Raw genomic sequence first — 14,261 nt, 5'->3', positions numbered from 1 at the left:
TTGTTCTTCGGTAATTTTTTATAATACAGTGCTTTTTGCGCTTTGATCAAACCGAGTCTGCCTTCCTGTGCATTCGCGAATTTTATAAGTTTCGATGATAAAAATCCGCCCAGAAACAGAAGCCCGCATTTTTTCAGAAAATCTCTCCTTGAGACAATTTTTTCAAAGAAGAAATTCATACTATTATTATACCGGTTATTTCCCGCGATGTCAAATCTTTTGAACCGAACAGACTACAGGTCCAGTAAATTCAAACCGGTCTTCCGGTCTTTTTTACGGTTCAATCTCTCTCCTGTGGGAAGGATGATCAACTCGAGGGTGGCCGGTACGACGCCGTGAAAGAGATGTCCACCGAAGGCATTGAAGTTTTTATCGGTGATCGCGGCATGGGCGTGGATCACCGTCTCTTTTGAAAATCTGGAAATATTTCCTGATAGACTTACGAATTCGTATTCTCCTTCGAACAATTTTTTGATATATGACTTTTTGCGCGCGTCGAAGTATCCGAGAACCAATTTTTTGCCGACTCCCAGACCGAAGAAGAACGCTCCGCTGATCTTTTTTTCTTCCGCAATCTTGTTCAGGGAACTGATTATCTCCTCATTCTTTTCAAGGCGTACGACATAATAATGTTGATATTTTTTCGCCGTCACCTGTACCTCCTTTTCAAGATATTATAGCAGATAATCTGTAATTTACAAGAAGATATTGACTTCAGTACTTTTTATGATATACTGGAGATATGGAGGATATCATCAGGAAGATAGGCAGAGAAGAGCTTGAAATACTCTTTCAGATGTCGAGTTCTCTTTCTTCTACGCTGGAACTTTCAAAGATACTGAATATCATCATCGAGAGCGCCAAGACGTTGTTGAAAGCCGAAGCGAGTTCTCTGCTCTTACTGGACGAAACGGCCAATGAGCTTTACTTTGCCAGCGCCACCGGTGATGTTTCCGAGCGCTTGAAAAATCTTACTGTTCCCCTGGACAAGGGGATTGCAGGCGCGTGCGTCCGTACAGGCAAGCCGATAATGGTGAATGACACCTCTTCCAATAAAGATTTTTATCCGGGGATAGATAAAAGAACGGGTTTCGCGACGAAATCGATCATCGCCGCTCCGCTCATCATCACCGGTAAAACGATCGGCGTTATTGAGGTGTTGAATAAAAAGAACCGCCGTACGTGGACGAATGCAGATAAAGAACTCCTGATTATCATCGCATTTCAAGCCGCCCAGGTGATCCAGAACGCCCAGGTGCATCTTCAGATCCGCGAGCAGCAGAATCTGTTGCGGGATGAAATCGATTCACGTTACGCCATCATCTCGGCGAGCGATGAGTTTAAAGAAGTACTCCAGCTTGCGGAAAAAGTCGCCCAGAGCACCTCGACGGTGCTGTTGCTCGGTGAAAACGGTACAGGAAAAGAATTGATTGCGCGCTATATCCATCGTTTGAGTCCCAGAAAAGAGGAGTCTTTCATCGCGGTGAACTGTGCGGCTATTCCGACCACGCTGCTGGAGAGTGAACTCTTCGGATATGAAAAAGGGGCGTTCACCGGTGCGACATCCCTTCATCGCGGCAGATTTGAACTGGCACATAAAGGAACGATCTTCCTTGATGAAATCGGGGATCTGGCGCCTGAGACCCAGAGTAAATTGCTTCGGGTTATCCAGGAACGTGAATTCGAACGGCTCGGAGGAACCAAGGTGATAAAGGTCGACGTGCGGGTCATCGCCGCCACCAATCAGAATCTGGAAGAAAAGATTGCAGAGAAACAGTTTCGAGAAGATCTCTTTTACAGGCTTAATGTCTTTCCCATTCAGATCCCGCCGCTGCGGGAACGTAAAGATGATATTCCTCTTTTAGCCAAACATTTTTTAACGATCTACGCACGGGATATGAATAAGACGATTAAAGATATCGACAGCAAGGTGATGCAGAGGTTGCTGGACTATCCCTGGCCCGGTAATGTCAGAGAACTCCAGAATGTGATAGAGCGTGCGGTTGTGCTGGCGACAGGCGATACCATTGATATAAATTGTCTGATGCTTCCCGCGCGCAGATGCAAGGAGTTCGAGATCTCAGGTAAAGGATTAAAAGAAGCCGTGGATGCATTTAAACTGAATTATATTCGGGAGACGATTGAGCAGTGCGGCGGCAACCAGAGAAAGGCGAGTAAGATTCTTAAAATCCAGCCTTCTTATTTATCGCGCCTGCTGCATAAAGCCAGGAAGAGTTGAGGTTCATCACCAATTTATGTAGTAGGTAAGTCCCGCCCAGACCATTTCCACACCATATTGAGGGGCAAGACTGTAATAGCTGTAATTGCAGTTCAATGACATGCTCTTTCCGAGAAAGAGACTTATTCCGGCAAAGCCCGCACCGATTAATTTCGGTGATGAATTTTCAATATAAGCGATAAGCTGGCTGGCGCGGGCCGCTTCTCTGATATCCATCTCACTGTAGAACAGAATGGTTCCTTTGAGACCGAAATAAGGTACGAGAGGAAAGTTGCCGAGTCTTGGTTTGATATTCAAACCGAGTCCACATCCGGTGGCTGAGGTGGAAACCGCAGGGTTATTCAGATAAGAGAACGAAGGCTCAAGGAAGACATTGGGCAGGGCTTCTGCACTTAAAGAGAGTTCAGCACCGTAGAACATTTCCTGCAACATTTCAGGAGTCAGGCTTTTGTAATTTTCGTAATATTGACCGCCTCCGGCAATACCGATCCCGAAACTTCCGCAGAAGGCAAGCGAGGATATGATTAAGACAAAACTTATTATCTTCATTTTTCACCTCTACTCTTTTTATATGCAATTTCTGTGCCACTTTTCAGAGATATAAGTATTGAAATATCGTCGATAACATCCTGCAGTAGAAAATGATGTTATAAAAAAGTATAACATCATATATTAATGGTTAATTTCCAGACGGAGGAATTTTGTAAAAAAGTTTTAAATTCTAAGGAATGCGGACTATTTTATCAAACCCAACCAGGGTCCCAGCAAAAACTGGATTCTGCCGATCAGCAGGCTGACACGCGCCATTACTGTATAACCGAATGATGCACCGAATCCGATCATAATGAAGAAGATCCCGAGACGGGCGGTGGGTTTAAGCAGTCCTTTATGCTCTTTTGAGAAGTAGAAGTAGATGAGGGTGCAGACAACACCAATCAGACTGATGACCGCCCATACCCCGCTTAGAGGTGAGGTGAAGTTTTGCGGGATTACGATTGTTCCCTCCAGTTGTTTCAAGACAAATGCCTGGAAGTACGCCGGGATTGATATTCCTGCTCCCCAGCCGATCATAAATCCGATCGGAATGCGCACGAGCCAGGAGACTTTTGGTATGAAACGGGCGAAGTACATCAGGCCCAATAAGAGTGGAATAATATAGAGAAAATTACCTGCGGCGAGTTGTTCGAAAAGGTTGGGTTTTAATGAATTATGCCAGTAAAGGGCGATGTAATAACCGTTTGCAACGCCGACAAAGAGGTGCTCGGCGAATTTGTAGAAAGGGTTGTCTTTATACAGAAAAGAAAATATCATCAGGGTCAGGAACGCGGCAATCCAGGTCCAGGGGTCAGGGCTCATCTTTTCCTCCTGCTGAAGATATAACCGATATTACCGAGGATAATGAGAACGATTATGAGTATGTGAATCATTGATTGAGAATTCATACCGGTTTCAGCCCTGCCGAGTTTATCAGTATAGCCGTGCTGAACAATAAGGTTTTCGTATTCCGCCGCGCCTTTCATACCGGACATCATACCGGAGAACTGGCCGGTCTGTAAAAACGGATAATATCTCGGCGCCATCACCGCGGTCAAGCCCGCGCCGATCTTTACACCATATCGGGACTGTGCATAAAGAACCCAGGATTCAGGATACGCCGCACCTGAAAGGATGATTGCAATCGCTATCTCTTTATAGTTTTTCACGTGTTGCATCAAAGGAAACGAATCGATTGAGTTTCTGAAGTGGTCGCGCGGAAAGACTCCGGCGATACTCTCGCCCATATCAAGAATGGCGGCGACAAATCCTGATTTCCAGCCGAGATAGACATAGTCTTCACCGTAGATAATTGAATCTCTGTGCGTCTTTGCTTCTGCATTGAATTCTTCGGCGACGGTGGCAAAGGCGTCTACAGCCAGACCAGGTCCCTGGGGATCAAAGGAGACTCCGATCACCGGGATTCCTCTGGCAAAACAGTGTTTGAGCAGGGCGATCGCCATAGGTTGGGTCTCGGGCATGGTCTGCGGCGTGTAATCAAAGGATATCATAACCGCTTTCTCATCGGGTGGAATCGATTCCACAAAGTCAAAGAGTTTCTGGGTCTGGGGCATTATGTTCTGATGCATCTTAAAGGGGACAAAAAAGGGTAGAATGATAAAGAGGGTGAGGAGCAGGTAGATGATGCGTCTGTCAATCGAGGAGATCGCCTGATACCACTTCATTCTTTTCCTCCCAGCCAGGAACGTTCAATACCCAGAATTATCTTCAATGCGGTGGCGATAGAACCGAATGCGACGCCGAACATAATACCGCGCTGTGATGCCATATTCGGCACCTGCATAATCCATTCAGCAAATGCCGGCAACCTTGGATGTATATACTGACCAAAAGGCATAAAACCGACCATTACAATAAAGGCGGCGGCAAGGAGCAGGGTCGCCTCAAGACTTCGCGCCCGGAAGGCACGATATGCGGCAGATGCCATATAATAGGCGAGCAGGGCGAACATCGTGGAACCGAGGGGCGCAAATATGTGGAGATAAATTTTCTGGAACAGAGAACCCGACTCCACTCCCCAGAACAGACCGATGACCGCCATTATGATCATACTCAACAACGTCACGATACTGTATTGCCAGTTTTCTTTTTTCTTTTGAATCTTTGTACCATGGTGTCTGATCAGGTTACCGATTGCCAGGACCATGGCAAAGGCGACCAGGATGATCACCCATTTCAGAATCATACTGTTGAAAGCGAGTGACGCCGGATGGGGAATGAAGAACTGTATCATCATTATTATCCCCATCAAAAAGCATATTGCCAAAGGTATCTTACGTTTCATTGTATACTCAAAAGCGGTGATAAATTTATATTAAAGAATGCAAGAATCGAAAAGAGTAAAATAATCGCCAGCACTATAAGCTTGCCGTAGTCCTGCGCTTTAAGAGAACCCATAAGAAGCGGTTCACGGGACAGATATGCTGAAGCGGCATAGAGCTCTTCTCCGATAAGCGTATAATCACAGGCGGCGATGAAGAAGGGTAACTGGAGAACTGAATCGGTTCCGGCGATCTGAATGGCACCGGTTTGACTACCGGTTTCAGCCATTATCAGGGATTCCGCCCAGAATCTGCCGATGAAAAAATTGGTGGCGGGTTTTTCACGCAGCATAATACCGTTGACCGCAGCGGCGAAACCGAACTGGGCTTCAGTTAGATAACGTACATAGTCCTCTTTAAATTTATCCGGTCTGCCTTCGGTCGCAAAGGCTTCTTTGACGACTTCTTTTGAAACCGTGTAGGTTACAGACCAACGATTGGTGACGATGAGCGGAGTGTCATAACGGGCTATTTTTTTAGCGACTTCACCGAGGATGTTCATCGAGGCGATGGTCGCGGTGTAATCGATATCGCCCAGGCCCGGGATGTATAGAATCGGTTTACCCATTTCGGTCGCTCTGCCCACTGCTTCCTCGACTGCATCAAGACCAGGGATCTTTCTGACAAAAAGTTTTTTTCCGGTGCGCGCCATCACCACAAAGTAGGCGAGGAGTATCACAAAGATTATTATCGAGATCAAGATATTCATCCTGCCCATGTGAAAAATCTGGGGAGAGGACACAGCCCCTTCACTGGGTTGGGAGAAAAAGAGTTCGCTGTCTTTTTCCGCCGCTACTTTATAAACATATTCCAGCCCGTCTCTGGTTTTGTCGTCCTCAAAATTTGTATTGCCCGGAGCCGTGGAACCGATCTTTTCATAAACTGTATCGGGTGATGCTTTACGGAAGATTACATATTTGTCGATGAGTGTATCATCGGCTGAAAGCCGCCAGGTTATAAGAATGGTTGACCCGCCGTCATTGGGTTTGTCGACCGCCGTCACACCATGGGGTGGTGATATCATCAAAAGTATCAACGACAAAAACACTATTAATTTTATCCAAAAAAGAGCCGATGTCAAAGGTTAAATTCAGGTTGAGCATACTTGACTTTTATTTACATTTATTTATAATACTTTATGAAAATATTGGTGACGAGTGCTTTGCCTTATGCCAACGGTGACATTCATCTCGGTCATCTGGCAGGCGCCTATTTGCCGGCTGACATTTATGTTCGATATCAACGGTTGAAGAACAGAGACATCATTCATATCTGCGGAACGGATGAACACGGTGTGCCGGTGACGATAAGCGCCGAACAACAGAAGAAAACACCCCGTCAGATTGTTGATCATTACCACAATTCCATTAAACAGGCCTTCAAGGATTTCGGAATTTTGTTTGAAAATTTCTCGCGCACCACGATACCCCTCCACTATCGGTTGGCACAGGATTTTTTTACAAAGATATATAACAAAGGATTTATTTATCCGAAGGAGATCGAACAGTTTTACTGCCCCAAATGCAAACGTTTTCTTCCTGACCGCTATATCGGCGGAAAGTGTCCGCGGTGTGCAGCCGACAACGCAAAGGGAGATCAATGTGAAAGTTGCGGACGATGGCTTGAGCCGTTCGACCTTGTGGAACCCCGTTGTTTGATATGCGGGGAAACACCCGAGAAGAGGAAGACAAAGCACTGGTATTTCAAACTTTCCGCATTCCAGGACAGGTTGAGTGAATGGATCGAACAGAAGCGGGATTGGAAAGAACACGTGTTGACGTTTGTCAAAGGATGGCTTAAAGAAGGGCTTCAGGACCGTCCCATTACAAGAGATATGTCCTGGGGCGTTCCTGTTCCGCTGGAAGAGGCAAAGGGTAAGGTGCTCTATGTGTGGTTTGATGCGCCCATCGGATACATCTCTTCAACAATGGAGTGGGCGGAGAATAAGGGCGAACCGGATTTATGGAAGGAATACTGGTTGAACAAAGACGTGAAACTGGTCCACTTCATCGGCAAAGACAATATCGTATTTCACGCTTTAATCTGGCCGGCGATGCTTATGGCATACGGAGAGTACGCTCTGCCTTCTTATATTCCGGCGAATCAATTTCTTAAGCTGGAAGGTGAGAAACTTTCGACATCAAAGGGATATGCAATCTGGCTGCCTGAGTACCTGAAGGAATTTGATGCTGATTCCCTGCGTTATGCCTTGACCCGTAATGCCCCTGAAACACGTGATTCGGATTTCGCCTGGCGTGATTTTCAGGCATGGCACAATAATGAGCTCGCCGACATCCTGGGAAATTTCATTAACCGCACCCTTACCTTCATCGGCAAATATTATAATTCCTCTGTTCCCACGGCATCAGCCTTCACTGAGAGCGACAACCGGATTCTTGAACTGCTTCATAACGCTCCCGATAAAATCGGCGCCAAGATCGAGAACTTTGAATTCAAGAGCGCACTCCAGGAGGTGATGAAGATCGCCCAGGAGGCGAATCGTTATTTTGACCATGAAGAGCCATGGTTGACACGTAAGACCAACCCCTTGATTTGTGAAAGAACGATGTATGTATGTATGAAGATCGTAACCTCCCTTGCTGTTTTGATCGAACCGTTTCTTCCTTTTACCGCCGACAAAATAAAGAAGTTCATAAATTTCAAACCCCAGACCTGGGATGATATCAGTTCTCCGGACGTCGCCCCGACAATCGGGAAGGTGGAGATTCTCTTTAAAAAGATCGATGATGCGACCGTCGATCTCCAGGTCAGTAAACTCAAGAAGAGAGAGATTTCCATTGAAGAATTTCAAAAGGTGGTGATAAAGACGGCGAAGGTTCTGGAAGCGGAGATTGTCAAAGGGAGTGAAAATCTTTTGAAGTGTGTGGTCGAGATCGGGGAGACCAGACGCGAGATCGTCGCCGGTATCGGTAAGTATTATAAACCTGAAGAATTGATCGGTAAGACGATAATCGTGCTCGAGAACTTAAAGCCGGCGAAGATAAGAGGGGTTATGTCCTATGGGATGCTCCTGGCGGCGGACAGTAAAGAAGGGGTCGTTTTATTGACCACGGACAGACCTGTTTCATCAGGTGCTGTAATAAAGTAGCAGAAACACAGAATTGATTGACACTCACTGCCATTTAAGTGATCCTCAATTCAACAGGGACCTTCCTGAGGTCTTGAAACGGGCGAAGAGTGTCGGTGTTCATAAGATCATCAATGCCGGCTATGACGTGAAGACGAGTCAGGAGGCAGTCAGAATCGCAGAGAATGAACCCTGGTTGTTGCCTGCCGTCGGAATTCATCCCAATGAACTTGCCGCCGATTCCCTGGAGCAGTTCCAGGATATTGAAAGACTTCTTAAGGAAAAGAAGATCTACGCGGTGGGTGAGACAGGCCTTGATTATTACCGCGACAGTTCTTCCAGAGAAGCCCAGCAGGAACTCTTTCGTCGACACATCACCGTCGCCCGGGAATATTGTCTGCCGTTACTCATTCATACCAGGAATTCGATTGATGACACAATCGGCATTCTTGAAAAAGAAGATTTCTACTACGGGGTATTCCATTGTTACAGCGGAACTTTTGAACAGGCGAAGGTCATACTCGACATGGGTTTTTATCTCGGGTTCGGCGGGATTCTGACTTTTTCAAAACGGACACGGGAGATCTTTAAAAAAATTCCCGTCGACAGAATCCTGCTGGAGACCGACGCACCCTTTCTTTCACCGGTCGGCTATCGGGGGAAGCGGAATGAACCGGCGTATATCATGGAAACATTAAAGGCTGCAGCTCAAATTCTTGAGATGGCGCCGTCCGGGCTTGAGCGGATTCTCGACAACAACGCCGCCGTTCTCTTTTCTCTGGATGAATAGATATTTTCTTCTTTACATCAAAGGCTTGAATGACGAAGCGTTCTTATAGGAGAAGACTGGGGCAGCATTTTCTGAAGAGCAGGTATTTCGCAAAGAAGATCGTTGATTTTGCAGATGTCTCAGATGAAGTCGTGCTTGAGATCGGTGCGGGTAAAGGAGTTTTGACACAGTTCATCGCCTCCGCCGCCAGAAAGGTATTCGCCGTGGAAATGGATGGGAAATTAGCGGAAATCCTTGGTGAAAAGGCTTTTCCGAATGTTTCAGTAATAAACAAAAACTTTTTGGACTTGTCCCTGTCAGAATACGGTCAGTTGGTGGTGGTCGGTAATATTCCCTATTCAATAACTTCAGAAATTCTGAAAAAGTTGATTAAGGAACGCCGACTCATCAAACGAGCGGTTTTAACCATTCAAAAAGAATACGGCCAACGAATATTCGCCCGACCGGGTTCCAGAGAATACGGTGCGACCACCCTTTTCATCACCTATTGTTTCAACGGAGAAAAAGGTTTTACAATTCCGCCGCGTTTCTTTTCACCTCCTCCAAAAGTCAGTTCCGTTGTGATTTCACTGAAGAAAAGAAAGCCCTTGATCCGCTTGAATGATGAAGAAGATTTTTTTGAGTTCGTGAAAGGTATTTTTCGATATCGCCGTAAGTCAATAAAAAATTGTATTGTGCATTATTTCAAAAACCCACCTCGAGGATTGAACAGCCGTCTTCTGCAGAGAAGGCCGGCTGAGTTGACCCTGGAGGATTTTTATCAATTATACCGTAAATTTAAGGAATTTTAAATCCACGGATCGTGGAAAAGGGACTATTTTTTGAGTTGTATGCAGGGAATCTTCGTCTGTTCGAGCATTTCCATCGCCAGCTTGTCCGGATATTTGTTCTTGAAGATAATCTTTGATATATGGGCGTTGATCAGCATCTTCGTACAGATAAAACATGGTTGATGAGTGCTGTAGATGACAGCACCGCTGATGTCCACTCCAAAGGTTGCCGCCTGGATGATCGCATTCTGCTCGGCATGGGTTCCCCGACATATTTCATGGCGTTCACCTGCAGGGATTTTTAATTTTTCCCTAAGACAACCCACCTCTTCGCAGTGCGCCACTCCGCTGGGCGCTCCGTTATAGCCGGTGGCGAGAATCCTTTTGTTCTTTACGATCACCGCGCCGACATGCCGACGCAGACAGGTTGAACGCTCTGACACGAGTTCGGCGATGGACATGAAATATTCATCCCAGGATTTACGCATAATCGAGATCGTGCATGACGGCGCCGTTATATCTGCGCCTTGATGCAGGCGATGGAACAGACCCTATCATTTTTGCTCAACGAGATGATTTTAACTCCCTTTGCCTGTCGGCTTAACACCTTTATCATCTTTACGGGTGTTCTGATGACCTTGCCCGCCTTTGTCATTACGATGAGGTCGTCTTCATCGTTCACATTTGTAACCCCGGCGACCTTACCTGTTTTTTGATCGATGGTCATCGCCTTCATTCCTTTACCCGCTCTTCCCTTTTCTCCTATGGAAGAGAACTTGACGCGTTTGCCAATGCCTCTTTCACTGATGATGAGCATGTCTTCGTTTTCACGGGCGATATTGAATCCAACGACTTCATTCCCTTTCGACAATTTTATTCCCCGTACACCACCGGCATTCCGGCCCATCGGTCTTATCAGCTTTTCAGAAAATCTTATCGTCAGACCGTCCCTCGTCGTAAGCAGTATCGAGTTGTCTCCGTTGGTCAAACCGACTTCAATCAATCTGTCGTCAGGGAGGAGGTTGATCGCAATGATACCTTTTCTTCTGATGTTCGCAAAATCCGCAAGATTGGTCTTTTTCACTTTTCCGTTCTTGGTCGCCATAAAGATGAAGTGGTCGTTGGAAAACTGTTTTATAGACATCAAACAGGCTGAGATTTTTTCTCCTTCGCTGAGTTCTATGAAGTTGGCGATGGAACGTCCTTTGGAAAAAGGCCCTGCTTCAGGAATCTCATAGACCTTACGCGCATAGACCTTGCCTTTATCTGAGAAAAACAACAGGGTGTCCGTGGTCACTGTTATGAGCAGCTGGGTTGCGAAATCTTCATCCCCGATTTCCACTATCTTTCTTCCCTGGCCGCCGCGCATCTGTTTGCGGTAGGTTGAAATCGGCTGGCGTTTTATATAGCCGCGATGGGTCAGGGTGATGACCATATCTTCTTCGCCGATGAGGTCTTCGATGGTTAATTCTTCAGGTTCGGCGTCGATGATCTGGGTTCTGCGGGGTTCTCTGTATTTATTACTCAGTTCCTTTAATTCTTTTTTTATGAGTGCATAAACACCCTTGGGAGAACTGAGGATTGATTTTAATCGGGCGATCTCTTTTATAAGACCGAGATATTCTTTATCAAGGGCGTCCTTTTCGAGATTGGTCAACTTGGCCAGTCTCATATCGAGGATCGCCTGCGCCTGAATCTCTGTTAATGAAAATCTTTGCATCAATTTCTGGCGGGCGGTCTTGACGTCTTTGGATTTTTTTATGATCTTTACGACTTCATCGATGTTTTCGATTGCAATCTTCAGTCCTTCCAGAATGTGGGCGCGTTTTTCCGCCTCAGCCAGCTCAAACTTTGTCCGGCGGGTAATCACCTCGAAACGAAAATCGAGAAATTGCTGGAGTAGTTCTTTCAACGAAAGGGTTTTCGGAGCTCCGGAAACAAGGGCGAGCAGTTGAATACTGTAGGTTGTCTGCAATGAGGTATACTTATAAAGGTTGTTCAACACGATCTGGGGATTGGCATCGCGTTTCAATTCAATCACGACCCTTATGCCATCTTTATCGGATTCATCCCGTAAGTCCGTCACATCCTCAATCTTTTTTGCCCTTGCCAGACTCGCTATTTTTTCCAGAAGGCTCGCCTTGTTGACCTGATAAGGAATTTCGGTTATTACAATCGCCTGCTTTCCGCCTTTTATATCTTCTATCCTTATCTTTCCTCTTAATACAATACGTCCTCTGCCTGTTTTATACGCCTGGGTTATACCCGTTTTTCCAATGATGATTCCGCCCGTCGGAAAATCAGGGCCGGGCACAAGTTCCAGAAGTTTTTCAGTCTTTATTTCAGGATTGTCGATCATCGCGATGAGCGCATCTGTCAGTTCGTTCATATTATGGGGTGGAATATTCGTCGCCATCCCCACGGCGATACCTGAAGACCCGTTGCACAAAAGGGTGGGAAACGCCGAAGGAAGGACTACTGGTTCTTTGAGCCTGCCGTCGAAATTAGGAGTGAAGTCGACAGTATCCTTGTTTAGATCTTTCAGCATTTCTTCAGCGAGAGCAGTGAGTCTTGCTTCGGTGTAACGGTATGCAGCAGGGGCATCTCCGTCGATTGAGCCGAAATTACCCTGACCGTCGACCAGTGCATAACGCATGGAAAAGCTTTGAGCCATCCGGACAAGTGCATCGTAGATCGCCATATCGCCATGCGGGTGATATTTACCGAGCACATCACCGACCACGGTCGCTGACTTTTTGAAGGGACGGTTGGAGTGCATTCCTGCTTCATTCATTGCATAGAGGATGCGCCGCTGTACCGGTTTGAGACCGTCACGGGCGTCGGGCAGAGCCCGGCCAACGATTACACTCATTGCATAATCGAGATAAGATGATTTTATTTCGTCTTCTATGTAAACATTGGTTATCCGCTCTGTCATAGTAGTATTATTATACCCAGAATTTATTGAAAGTCAATCAGACGTTTATGGGGATGGATTTTCTTTTTTCAAAACGAACGAGTGTGTCGAAACCGAACGATTTTGCATAAGCTACAGCCTTGTCTATATCTTTGCCGAGGTCTTCGACTTTATGGGCATCCGAGCCGACTGTAAGCAATTTTATCCCGGCGTCGTAAGCCATCTTCATGATCGAGGGGGAAGGGTAGAATTCATTGATCCTCCGCAGTCCGGCGGTGTTGATTTCCAGTGCGATATTTTTTTCTTTCATCAATTTGAAGAGTTTGCGTAAGATGTCATCCTGAACGGTTCTTATCTCTTCTCCGTAGTATTTTATGCCGTATTTCTTGTAGACATCCAGGTGCCCGATTGAATCGAAAAGTCCGCTGTTGACGAGCTTCTCGACTTCCTGGAAGTATTTCACCAGGAGTTCCTGCACAGGATGTCGGGAAAAATAGATTTCGTGTTCTTTTGAGCTGTCGATACAGATATGGTCAAGACAGTGTATGCTGCCGAGCAAGAAATCGAGTTCGAGCCCTTCTGTAATTTCCTTGAGGCGTGATTCAATACCTTCGTAATAACCCACCTCAAGCCCGAATTTTACTGCAAGGCCGAACTTTTTATAATGCTCTTTCGCCTGAAGAATTTCTTCCTGCAGTTTCAAAAGATTATTGTGCGTTATCGGCTCTACGTCGGTATTGAACCTTATCAAGTTATCGTCACGCATCCGGTCGAGTTCACAGTGATTGGTGAAACATATTTCCTTGAGCCCTGTTTTTACCGCCTGTTCACAGTAGCCTTTTATCGAACCTTCGGCGTCGACTGAATGGCTGGTATGAATGTGATAGTCAATCATGTCAGTATAATATTTTCACCGAGGGGGACGAATTTATCCGCTTTCTCCTTTAAATCATAAGCGGTGTTTTCCGCAAAGGCAAAGATTTCAACACGTTTATTCTTGGCTTTTATAAAATCAACCAGTGGTGCAAAATCTCCGTCTCCCGATGCGAGGACGATCGTGTCGACCCTGTCCAGGATTCCGAGAATGTCAAGGGCGATACCCATATCCCAATTCGCCTTTGCCGAACCATCGGCGCGCGTCCTGACGTCTTTGATCTTGACGAGATAACCGATTCGTTCAAGACTTGTGGCAAACGGTTTTACGTCACCGTCGGGCGGCTGTACGATATATGCGAATGCTTTAACCATCTTTCTGTTGCCGGTGATGAGATTAAGAAGCTTTTCGTAATTTACTTTGGCTGCATAACCCATACGGGCTGAATAGTATAGATTCTGGGAATCGACAAATAAGGCAATTCTTTCTTTTTTAAGAATTGTGGATGATTCAATAAGTTCTTTTAATGAATGTATTTCATCATAAATTTTTTGGTTACATTCACTGTGTTTTTCTATATATGATATGAAATCATTTTTTATAGTTTCTACACTATGCCGTAGTTCCTGCTTGATCGTTTCACTGATTATTTTATTGATTTCTAATTTAATATCTTGATTTAATTCCATATTTACCTCCTTTATTAG

At 45.7% G+C, this 14,261-nt stretch carries 15 protein-coding genes; 4 read left to right on the top strand and 11 right to left on the bottom strand.

What is annotated here, in order from left to right:
- The coding region (locus ENI34_09555) for a twin-arginine translocation signal domain-containing protein (protein HEC79363.1) at positions 1 to 179 on the bottom strand (179 nt) is incomplete at its 3' end.
- 54 nt (positions 180 to 233) lie between these two features.
- Positions 234 to 653 carry a DNA-binding protein gene (locus ENI34_09550; GenBank protein ID HEC79362.1) on the bottom strand — a complete coding sequence of 140 codons (420 nt, stop codon included), beginning with the start codon at positions 651 to 653 and terminating at the stop codon, positions 234 to 236.
- Positions 654 to 742: 89 nt separating this feature from the next.
- Here ENI34_09550 and ENI34_09545 point away from each other — a divergent pair, with 89 nt between their 5' ends.
- The gene (locus tag ENI34_09545; GenBank protein ID HEC79361.1) at positions 743 to 2,239 is read left to right on the top strand and encodes a GAF domain-containing protein; all 1,497 of its coding nucleotides are present in this window, start codon (positions 743 to 745) and stop codon (positions 2,237 to 2,239) included.
- 6 nt (positions 2,240 to 2,245) lie between these two features.
- Here ENI34_09545 and ENI34_09540 read toward each other — a convergent pair whose 3' ends face one another.
- The 5 genes from ENI34_09540 to ENI34_09520 all read right to left on the bottom strand — a co-directional run bounded on the left by ENI34_09540 (position 2,246) and on the right by ENI34_09520 (position 5,833).
- Positions 2,246 to 2,788 (bottom strand): hypothetical protein, encoded by a 543-nt coding sequence (locus ENI34_09540; protein ID HEC79360.1) that lies wholly within the window; start codon positions 2,786 to 2,788, stop codon positions 2,246 to 2,248.
- A gap of 186 nt (positions 2,789 to 2,974) precedes the next feature.
- Positions 2,975 to 3,595, bottom strand: a complete 621-nt coding sequence (locus tag ENI34_09535; GenBank protein HEC79359.1) for a hypothetical protein — start codon at positions 3,593 to 3,595, stop codon at positions 2,975 to 2,977.
- Positions 3,592 to 4,458 (bottom strand): hypothetical protein, encoded by an 867-nt coding sequence (locus ENI34_09530; GenBank protein HEC79358.1) that lies wholly within the window; start codon positions 4,456 to 4,458, stop codon positions 3,592 to 3,594. Before ENI34_09530 ends, ENI34_09535 begins: the two co-directional genes overlap by 4 nt.
- A complete protein-coding gene (locus tag ENI34_09525; protein HEC79357.1) occupies positions 4,455 to 5,030 on the bottom strand; it encodes a hypothetical protein in 576 nt (191 codons plus the stop codon). The genes ENI34_09530 and ENI34_09525 overlap by 4 nt, the downstream gene beginning before the upstream one ends.
- Before the next feature lie 44 nt (positions 5,031 to 5,074).
- Positions 5,075 to 5,833: a hypothetical protein gene (locus ENI34_09520; protein HEC79356.1), complete on the bottom strand. Its 759-nt coding sequence runs from the start codon at positions 5,831 to 5,833 to the stop codon at positions 5,075 to 5,077.
- A gap of 420 nt (positions 5,834 to 6,253) precedes the next feature.
- On the opposite strand from ENI34_09520, the gene ENI34_09515 reads away from it, so the two are divergent.
- Genes ENI34_09515 through rsmA form a run of 3 tightly spaced genes read left to right on the top strand, consistent with a single transcriptional unit; the run spans position 6,254 to position 9,784 of the window.
- The gene (locus ENI34_09515) at positions 6,254 to 8,224 is read left to right on the top strand and encodes a methionine--tRNA ligase (protein ID HEC79355.1); all 1,971 of its coding nucleotides are present in this window, start codon (positions 6,254 to 6,256) and stop codon (positions 8,222 to 8,224) included.
- Positions 8,225 to 8,237: 13 nt separating this feature from the next.
- Positions 8,238 to 8,993: a TatD family deoxyribonuclease gene (locus tag ENI34_09510; GenBank protein HEC79354.1), complete on the top strand. Its 756-nt coding sequence runs from the start codon at positions 8,238 to 8,240 to the stop codon at positions 8,991 to 8,993.
- 29 nt (positions 8,994 to 9,022) lie between these two features.
- Positions 9,023 to 9,784 carry a ribosomal RNA small subunit methyltransferase A gene (gene rsmA / locus ENI34_09505; GenBank protein HEC79353.1) on the top strand — a complete coding sequence of 254 codons (762 nt, stop codon included), beginning with the start codon at positions 9,023 to 9,025 and terminating at the stop codon, positions 9,782 to 9,784.
- 23 nt (positions 9,785 to 9,807) lie between these two features.
- Here rsmA and ENI34_09500 read toward each other — a convergent pair whose 3' ends face one another.
- Genes ENI34_09500 through ENI34_09485 form a run of 4 tightly spaced genes read right to left on the bottom strand, consistent with a single transcriptional unit; the run spans position 9,808 to position 14,243 of the window.
- On the bottom strand, positions 9,808 to 10,251 hold the full coding sequence (locus ENI34_09500; GenBank protein HEC79352.1) for a cytidine deaminase: 444 nt from the start codon (positions 10,249 to 10,251) through the stop codon (positions 9,808 to 9,810).
- Between the two features lie 26 nt (positions 10,252 to 10,277).
- Positions 10,278 to 12,701, bottom strand: a complete 2,424-nt coding sequence (gene gyrA, locus ENI34_09495) for a DNA gyrase subunit A (GenBank protein HEC79351.1) — start codon at positions 12,699 to 12,701, stop codon at positions 10,278 to 10,280.
- 37 nt (positions 12,702 to 12,738) lie between these two features.
- Positions 12,739 to 13,575, bottom strand: coding sequence for a histidinol-phosphatase HisJ family protein (locus ENI34_09490; GenBank protein ID HEC79350.1), 837 nt, complete (start codon positions 13,573 to 13,575; stop codon positions 12,739 to 12,741).
- Positions 13,572 to 14,243, bottom strand: a complete 672-nt coding sequence (locus tag ENI34_09485) for an NYN domain-containing protein (protein ID HEC79349.1) — start codon at positions 14,241 to 14,243, stop codon at positions 13,572 to 13,574. The genes ENI34_09490 and ENI34_09485 overlap by 4 nt, the downstream gene beginning before the upstream one ends.
- Between the last annotated feature and the right edge of the window lie 18 nt (positions 14,244 to 14,261).

It is taken from the genome of candidate division WOR-3 bacterium (genome assembly GCA_011052815.1).
In the GTDB taxonomy this organism is placed as follows: Bacteria; Hydrothermota; Tepidihabitantia; order SM23-42; family SM23-42; genus DRIG01.
The sequence above is the reverse complement of the archived record's forward strand: the minus strand, read 5'-3'. Positions and strand labels throughout refer to the sequence as shown.

Coding starts and splice junctions, on each gene's coding strand:
- rsmA (HEC79353.1), top strand. CDS start 9,023: ATGACGAAGCGTTCTTATAGGAGAAGACTGGGGCAGCATTTTCTGAAG.
- ENI34_09525 (HEC79357.1), bottom strand. CDS start 5,030: ATGATGATACAGTTCTTCATTCCCCATCCGGCGTCACTCGCTTTCAAC.
- ENI34_09500 (HEC79352.1), bottom strand. CDS start 10,251: ATGCGTAAATCCTGGGATGAATATTTCATGTCCATCGCCGAACTCGTG.
- ENI34_09520 (HEC79356.1), bottom strand. CDS start 5,833: ATGGGCAGGATGAATATCTTGATCTCGATAATAATCTTTGTGATACTC.
- ENI34_09490 (HEC79350.1), bottom strand. CDS start 13,575: ATGATTGACTATCACATTCATACCAGCCATTCAGTCGACGCCGAAGGT.
- ENI34_09545 (HEC79361.1), top strand. CDS start 743: ATGGAGGATATCATCAGGAAGATAGGCAGAGAAGAGCTTGAAATACTC.
- ENI34_09530 (HEC79358.1), bottom strand. CDS start 4,458: ATGAAGTGGTATCAGGCGATCTCCTCGATTGACAGACGCATCATCTAC.
- ENI34_09540 (HEC79360.1), bottom strand. CDS start 2,788: ATGAAGATAATAAGTTTTGTCTTAATCATATCCTCGCTTGCCTTCTGC.
- ENI34_09485 (HEC79349.1), bottom strand. CDS start 14,243: ATGGAATTAAATCAAGATATTAAATTAGAAATCAATAAAATAATCAGT.
- gyrA (HEC79351.1), bottom strand. CDS start 12,701: ATGACAGAGCGGATAACCAATGTTTACATAGAAGACGAAATAAAATCA.
- ENI34_09515 (HEC79355.1), top strand. CDS start 6,254: ATGAAAATATTGGTGACGAGTGCTTTGCCTTATGCCAACGGTGACATT.
- ENI34_09535 (HEC79359.1), bottom strand. CDS start 3,595: ATGAGCCCTGACCCCTGGACCTGGATTGCCGCGTTCCTGACCCTGATG.